The organism is Planomonospora algeriensis, assembly GCF_977012225.1.
This window is the reverse complement of record NZ_CDRNDK010000434.1, coordinates 1-5,188: the sequence shown is the minus strand read 5'-3', so window position 1 is coordinate 5,188 and position 5,188 is coordinate 1. Positions and strand designations below refer to the sequence as shown.

General features: G+C 74.7%; 3 protein-coding genes. All 3 read left to right on the top strand.

Translation table 11 applies throughout. The features are described from left to right. Positions 1-1,539, top strand: a 1,539-nt coding sequence (locus tag ACWJ6R_RS29605) for a hypothetical protein (RefSeq protein WP_449065380.1), incomplete at its 5' end; no start/stop codon positions are given. 222 nt (positions 1,540-1,761) lie between these two features. Further along, positions 1,762-2,022, top strand: coding sequence for a WhiB family transcriptional regulator (locus ACWJ6R_RS29600; protein WP_068894552.1), 261 nt, complete (start codon positions 1,762-1,764; stop codon positions 2,020-2,022). Positions 2,023-2,200: 178 nt separating this feature from the next. After that, a complete protein-coding gene (locus ACWJ6R_RS29595) occupies positions 2,201-5,056 on the top strand; it encodes a glycosyltransferase (protein ID WP_449065379.1) in 2,856 nt (951 codons plus the stop codon). Positions 5,057-5,188: the final 132 nt, after the last annotated feature.

Sequence of the window (5,188 nt, the reverse complement as noted above, 5' to 3'; positions counted from 1 at the left end):
GGGCCACGCCCACCCGAGGCGCCGATCCAGGGGAACGGCTTCGCCGAGGCGCCCGCGAACCAGGCTCCCGCCCAGGGCCACGCCTTCCCCGAGGCGCCGATCCAGGGGAACGGCTTCGCCGAGGCGCCCGTCCAGGGGAACGGCTTCGCCGAGGCCCAGGCCCCGGCTCCGCAGGCGCAGTACAGCCCGGCGGGTCCCCCCGCGCTCCCGCCCGCCCCTTCCGACCAGTACAGCCGGCAGCCGGAGAGCGGGTACGTGCCGCAGGAGGGCTCCCACGCGGCGCCCGCCGAGAACCAGCCCTACGGCGCCGCCCAGGAGAACCAGCCCTACGGCGCTCCGGAGAACCCGTACGGCGCGTCCGCCGAGAACCAGTCCTATGGCTCCGCTCCGGAGAGCCCGTACGGCGCCGCTCCGGAGAACCAGCCTTACGGCGCCCCGTCCCCCGGTTACGACCAGCTCCCCGTCCAGCACGCGGAGCCGCAGGCCTACACCCCGAGCCCGTACGTCGCGGCGGACGTCAAGCCCCAGGCGCCGGCGCCGTACGAGCCTCCGGCTGGTTCCTACGAGCCGCCCGCCCAGGCGTACGCCGCGCCCGCCGAGCCGTTCCCGCCCGCGCCGCCCACGTCCCCGGGCTACGAGACCCCCGCGCAGTTCCAGGGCTACGAGTCGTCCGCCCGGGAACAGGGCCACGCCCAGCCGCAGGGCGTCTCCCAGGGGTACGGCGACTCCTCGCCGTCGAACTACGTGCCGCAGCCGACGGACCCCCTGCTGTCCGGTTACGGGCAGCAGGCGGAGCCGCAGTCCTACGCTCAGCCGCAGGGCGAGCCGCAGTCCTACGCTCAGCCGCAGTCACACCCGCTGTCGCAGGATCCGTTCCCCGCGTCGCAGCCCGCGCCGTACACGCCGGCCGACAGCCAGCCGCGCCTGTCCTTCGACGCGCAGCCGCAGGGGTCCTCCTTCCCGCAGCCGCCGGACAACTACGGCCAGCCGCTCACCGGCTACTCCGGGGCGGAGTTCGCCCGGCAGAGCGACCCGGGCCTGCCGTACCCGGATCCGGCCGACCCCCGCTCCCAGCAGATCGCCCAGGCCTACCAGCAGGCGGAGAGCTACCAGCAGTCCTCGGGGACCGAGCCGCAGCTGCGCGTGCCGGAGTACACCTCCTCGCCGGGCGGCGGGTACGACGATCCGTTCGGGCACCCGCAGGCGCCGCAGGGTCACCCGCAGGCCGGTCAGCAGGGTCACCCGCAGGCCGGTCAGCAGGCGGGCCAGGGCCAGCCCTGGGACGCCGCTCCCGCGGAGGCGACGCTGAGGTTCGACCCGGCCGCCTACCGGAACGACCCGCTCAACGCCCCCGGTCCGGGAGGCCAGGCCGGTACGGCGGGCCGGGGCTGGGACTCCCAGCCCATCGATCCCACCGCGATCTACACGCCGGAGCGGCCGGGTCAGGCAACGGGAGAGGAAAACCTCGACAGGGAGAGGACGGGACCTGGTCAGGAGCCGAACATGTCCTGGTACGGTTCCGACCGTCGAGAGCACTGAAGGCCCAAGGCGATCTTCACGATCGCCGGGGGCAATTGCCATCGTCGCAGGCACACGCCTCAGAGCCGGGGAGAGCGGGTCTTTCCCCGGATAGCGGCATGCCGCTTGACGCCACACCAGCCGCACGCGTGTAATTACAGGCGTGTTGTTACGTCTCCCTCCGGGTGGGTAAGGGGGAGGCGTTCATAGGGGGCTCCATTGCGGGCGGCAAGGAGGTGTGCAGTGGCCGACCTGGTCATCGCACAGGACGGCGGCGCTGAAGAGCAGCTTGGTTGGCAGGAACGCGCGCTGTGCGCGCAGACCGACCCGGAGGCGTTCTTCCCGGAGAAGGGGGGATCGACTCGGGAGGCCAAGAAGGTGTGCCGTTCCTGTGAGGTGCGTGCGGAGTGTCTGGAGTACGCACTCGAGCACGACGAACGGTTCGGCATCTGGGGCGGGCTTTCCGAGCGGGAGCGTCGCCGGATGAAGCGTCAGGCCGTCTGAGGGGACGACGTCCGACGCGTTGAAGAAATCTACGGCGCCCTCCGGGGCGCTCGACGATATCTCGATGAGGTCACGCGGCTGACAGCCGCGTGGCCTTTTTTCGTGCCGACGGTATATACGGACATAAGGTGCCGTATCGTGGTCGCCGCCGATCACCCACTCCTGGACCACGGGACGCATGTCCATCACCGACTCCCCCCGCACGCACCACACCGTCACCGCGATCGTCGTGTCCCACGACGGAGCCCGCTGGCTGGGGGAGACCCTGGAGGCGCTGCTCCGGCAGACCCGGCCGGTCGACCGGGTCGTCGCGGCGGACAACGGCAGCCGCGACGGCGGCGCCGACCTGCTGACCCGGACCCTCGGATCGAACGCGGTGCTGACCCTGCCGCGTTCCACCGGCTTCGGCGAGGCCGTCGCCGAGGTGCTGAAGCGGCTGGAGCCCGCCGGGGGGAACGAGTGGATCTGGCTGCTGCACGACGACTGCGCGCCGGACGCCCGGGCGCTGGAGCACCTGCTCCGGGCCGCCGACGCCGACCCGAAGGCGGGGGTGCTCGGCCCCAAGCTCCGCGACTGGCTGGACCGGCGGCTGCTGCTGGAGGTCGGGGTCACGGTCGACCGGACGGGCCGCAGGGACACCGGCCTGGAGGCCAGGGAGTTCGACCAGGGGCAGTACGACGGCGTCCGGGACGTGCTCTCGGTCTCCACCGCCGGGATGCTCATCCGCCGCGACGTCTGGGACGAGGTGGGCGGGCTCGACCCCTTCCTACGGATCTTCCGTGACGACCTTGACCTGTGCTGGCGGGTCAGGAACGCGGGCCACCGGGTGCAGAACGTCACCCGCGCGGTCGCCTGGCACGCCGAGGCGGCCTCCCGGCGGCGCCGCCGCATCACGGTCAGCGGAGCCCACCCCCGGCGGCTGGACCGCCGCAACGCTCTCTTCGTCGTCCTGGCGAACCTGCCGGCGGGGCCGCTGCTGCGGGCACTGCTGCGCAACCTGGCCGGATCGCTCTTCCGGGCCCTGATGTTCCTGCTGGCCAAGCAGCCCGCCAACGCGCTGGACGAGGTCGTGGCGTTCGGCTCGGTGCTCGCCCACCCCTGGCGCCTGCTCCGGGCGCGCCGTGCCCGCGCCAAGGGCAGGAAGCAGCGCTACAACGCGGTCAAGCGCCTGCTCACCCCGCCGGGCGCGGGCTACCGGCGGCTGGTGGACCGGGTCCAGAACTACCTGTCCGGCGGGCCGGTGGAGTCCGCCGGACGGCACCACGCCGTCGTCCGGGCGCAGGAGGACGGCGAGGAGCTGCTCACCGACGACGCGGGGGCGACCCGCCGGGTCTTCGGCAACCCGGGCGTGCTGCTCTTCACGGCCCTGCTCGCGGTCACCCTGGTCGCCGAGCGGGGCCTGGTCGGCGGCGTCCGGCTGGGCGGCGGCGCGCTCGTGCCGGTGACCGGCGGGGCCGCCGACCTGTGGCGGCTGTACACCGAGGGGTACCACCCGACGGGGCTGGGCAGCGACGCCTGGGCCCCGCCCTACGTCGCGGTGCTGGCCGCGCTCTCGTCGGTGCTGCTCGGCAAGACCTGGCTGGCGGTCTCCGTGCTGCTGCTCGGCTGCGTCCCGCTGGCCGGGCTCTCCGCCTACGCGGCGACCCGCAGGATCATCGCCGGCCGGTGGACCCGCGTCTGGCTGGCCTCCTCCTACGCGCTGCTGCCCGTGGCCACCGGCGCGGTCGCCGCCGGACGGCTCGGCACCGCCGTGGTCTTCGTCCTGCTGCCCGTCTACGCGGCGCTGGCCACCACGGTGCTCTCCGGCGAGGGCCGCCGGGCCCGCCGCGCCGCCTGGGCGCTCGGGCTCCTGCTCGCGGTCGGCACGGCCTTCGCGCCGGTCGTCTACCCGCTCACGCTGCTGCTGGGGGCGCTGGCCGCGCTGGCCTTCCCGCGGCGGGGCGTCGGCGTCTCGGTGGCGATCGCGTTCGCGGTCCCGGTCGTGCTGCTGCTGCCCTGGCTGGTCCAGCTGGTCGCCGACCCCGGCCGGTTCCTGCTGGAGGCCGGGCTGCACCGGCCCGAGCTGGTCGATCCCGCGCTGCCCGCCGAGTCCCTGCTCCTGCTCAGCCCCGGCGGCCCGGGGATGCCGCCGTTCTGGGTGACCGCCGGCCTCATCGCCGCGTGCCTGGCGGCGCTGCTCATGCGCCGCAACCGGATGGTCATCGCGATCGGCTGGGGCGTGGCCCTCTTCGGTGTGCTGGTGGGGGTGCTGGCGGGCCGGATCACCGTCACCTCGCCGGGCGGCGACACCGAGGCCCCGGCCTGGCCGGGGGTGCCGCTGGCCTTCGCCGCCCTGGGCATGCTCGTGGTGGCGGCCCTCACCGCGGGCCGGGTCACCGAGTTCCGCGCCGCCGGAGGGCTGCGGCGGATCGCCGCGCTGCTGGTCGTGGCGGTCGCGTTCTCCACCCCGCTGCTCGCGGCGGGCATGTGGGTCGTGCGGGGCACCCCCGGCCCGATCAGCGGGAACGCGCGCGACGCGGTGCCCGCGCTGGTCGCGGCGAACTCCGGCGGCGGCGAGCGGACCCTGCTGCTGCGCTCCCGCGACGGCGCCCTGACCTTCACGGTGCTGCGCGGCCGCATGCCGCTGATCGGCGAGTCCGACATCCCCTCGCCCCAGGGGCCGCGCGACCTGGTGAGCGTCGCCGCGGCCGGGCTGGTCTCCGGCAGGGGCGGCGACGACGCCCGGGTGCTGGCCGCGCACGGCGTGCGGTTCGTGGTGGTGGCCAGCCCGGTGAGCCCGGAGATCAGCCGCGCCCTGGACTCCCAGCCCGCGCTGGCCAGGATGAGCCTGTCCCGGGAACTCGGCGTGTGGCGGCTGACCCAGCCGGTCGGGACGCCGCCGGTCCCGCCGGGCGACCCCTGGCACGCCCGCTGGCTCTGGGTGCAGGCGCTGCTGGTCTGCGTGGTGGCGGTCCTGGCCGCACCCGGTTCGCGGAGCGAGGAAGAGCTCCCGCAGGACGTGCCCGAGACGGAGAGGGAGCTGGCGGCCCGGTGAAGTCCCTGATCGAGAACCGGTTCGGTCTCCTGGTCCTGGTGCTGGTGGCGCTGCTGGCGCTGTACGGCACGGCCGAGGCCACCCGTCCCGACCGCCGGCCGGCGGGGCGGCGGCGGCCGCGCCCGAGCCCCG

Coding starts and splice junctions, on each gene's coding strand:
- ACWJ6R_RS29595 (WP_449065379.1), top strand. CDS start 2,201: ATGTCCATCACCGACTCCCCCCGCACGCACCACACCGTCACCGCGATC.